Origin of the sequence: Actinomadura sp. 6K520 (assembly GCF_004349245.1) — a bacterium.
GTDB lineage: Bacteria > Actinomycetota > Actinomycetes > Streptosporangiales > Streptosporangiaceae > Spirillospora.
Map to the genome: position 1 here is coordinate 1 of NZ_SMLC01000366.1, position 2145 is coordinate 2145.

Sequence of the window (2145 nt, forward strand, 5' to 3'; positions counted from 1 at the left end):
GCCCCCGCACCACCGGCCCGACCACGGCGCGGCGCGGCGCGCCCACCGCCGGGACCGCGCTGCGCGCCGCCCTCGGCCTCACCCGCACCCCGCCGGGGGAGTGGCCCTCCGAATCCGCCCGCCACCTGGCCCGCGAACGCCGCCAGGTCCGCCGCGGACTGATCACCGCGATCACCGTCCCCGCCGCGCTCATGGCCGTCCTCGGCGCCGTCATGGCCGCCTACTACGTCTACGTCACCCTCAACTCCGTCCTCCCGCCCGCCGACTACGCCGCGCTGCGCGTCGGCACCCCGCGGGCCCACGTCCAGCGGACACTGCCGCCGCGGGAGACGATGGGCGCCGGGACCGTCCGCCGGGCCGTCCCCGAACCCGCCCGCGCCGAGTGCCGCTACTACCGCCCCGAAGCGCACCTGCTCGGCGTGTCCCGCATCTACCGGCTCTGCTTCACCGGCGGACGCCTCACCGCCAAGAACGCCTACGACACCACCCTGCTCAGCGCCGAACACGACCGACAGAGGAACCCTTCATGATCCGGGCACTGCTCGCCGACGACGAGGCCATGATCCGCGCGGGCGTCCGCGCGATCCTCGCCGCCGACCCCGGCATCGACGTCGTCGCCGAAGCCGCCGACGGCCGCGAGGCCGTCGAGCAGGCCCTGCGGCACCGCCCCGACGTCGCACTCCTCGACATCCGCATGCCCCGCCTGGACGGCCTCGCCGCCGCCACCGAACTGAGCCGGGCCGCCCCCGGCACCGGCGTCATCATGCTCACCACCTTCGGCGAGGACGAGTACATCGCCCGCGCCCTGTCCGGCGGCGCCAGCGGCTTCCTCCTCAAGTCCGGCGACCCGCTCGAACTCATCGCCGGCGTCCGCGCCGTCGCCGGCGGCGCCGCCTACCTGTCCCCGCAGGTCGCCCACCGCGTCATCACCGAACTCGGCGGCGGCGGCCGCCTGGCGGGCGGCGCACGCGCCCGCCACCGCATCGCCGCCCTCACCCCCCGCGAACGCGAGGTCCTGGCCCTGCTCGGCGCCGGGCTGTCCAACGCCGAGATCGCCGCCCGCCTCCACGTCGTCGAAGGGACCGTGAAGGCCTACGTCAGCGCGATCCTCACCCGCCTGGACGCCCGCAACCGCGTCCAGGCCGCCGTCGTCGCCTACGAGGCCGGCCTCGTCGCCCCCACCGGCGACACCCCCTGAGCACCCACCCGCCAAGGGGAGCGAGGCGAGGGGAGCGGGGTCAGGGCAGCGGGTCCCGCCTGGTCACGCCGCCCATCACATCCGGCATCGTCACCGACGCCTCGTCCACCCGGCCCCCGAACCCGCCACCGGCCGTCCGGTCCAGCCCCGCACGCGGCATCACCGGCCGCTCCGCCCCGCTCTCTTGGCCCCGGACACCGGCCGCCACCGGCGGCGGCGATCCCAGCAGCGTCCCGCACATCGGGAACCCCCGCATCGACTCCACCAGCGGACGCAACGCCGCCACCAGCGCCACGACCACCAGCGGAGCCACCACCACACCGAGCACGAAGCCCACCGCCACATCGTGCGGGTAGTGCACACCCACGAACACCCGCGAGAACGCCATCAGCGCCGCCATCGGCAGCACCAGCGGCGCCATCGCCCGCCACGCCACCACGATCACCGCCGCCGACGCCGCCGCGATCGTCGCGTGGTTACTCGGGAACGACCAGTCGCCCGGCGCCGGGCACGCCGCGATGTGCACCGCGCCCCGCACCGCCCGGCACGGCCGCTCCTCCTCGAGGAACGTCTTGGAGACCTCACTCACCAGATACGCCGCCACCACCGCGAACGGCGCCGCCAGCGCCAGCGCCATCGCCCGCGCGTCCCCGGCCCGGGCCCGCCACCAGCCCACCACGAACAGCGCCGCGAACAGCAGCAGCCCCGCATCCGTCCCCACCTCGGCCACGGTATGCAGCCACGACGGAGTGCCCTCCGCGAACTCGGTGATGTCCCGGTACAGATCGGCGCTGAATTCCGGCGCTTCCATGCTCTCCCTCACGCTCAACGACCCTCGGCCGACACCTTTTGGACACCCCGCGGTCCGCAGAAGTTCACCCTAGGGCCGCCCGCCCGTAACCCCCGGTACTTTCGGCGATCACGCGCCCGAGTCCACCCGCTCGCCC

At 75.1% G+C, this 2145-nt stretch carries 2 protein-coding genes and 1 pseudogene; 2 read left to right on the plus strand and 1 reads right to left on the minus strand.

Going from position 1 to position 2145, the window contains the following annotated elements; translation table 11 throughout:
* Together E1289_RS38750 and E1289_RS37330 are read left to right on the plus strand one after the other, a co-directional pair.
* A pseudogene (locus tag E1289_RS38750) lies at positions 1-530 on the plus strand (hypothetical protein); the annotation flags it as partial.
* Entirely contained in the window at positions 527-1198 is a 672-nt protein-coding gene (locus tag E1289_RS37330; protein ID WP_131988865.1) for a response regulator transcription factor, read from the plus strand. The pseudogene E1289_RS38750 and the gene E1289_RS37330, both read left to right, overlap by 4 nt.
* A gap of 40 nt (positions 1199-1238) precedes the next feature.
* On the opposite strand, the gene E1289_RS37335 is transcribed toward E1289_RS37330, so the two are convergent.
* Positions 1239-2009 carry a phosphatase PAP2 family protein gene (locus tag E1289_RS37335; RefSeq protein WP_131988867.1) on the minus strand — a complete coding sequence of 257 codons (771 nt, stop codon included), beginning with the start codon at positions 2007-2009 and terminating at the stop codon, positions 1239-1241.
* Positions 2010-2145: the final 136 nt, after the last annotated feature.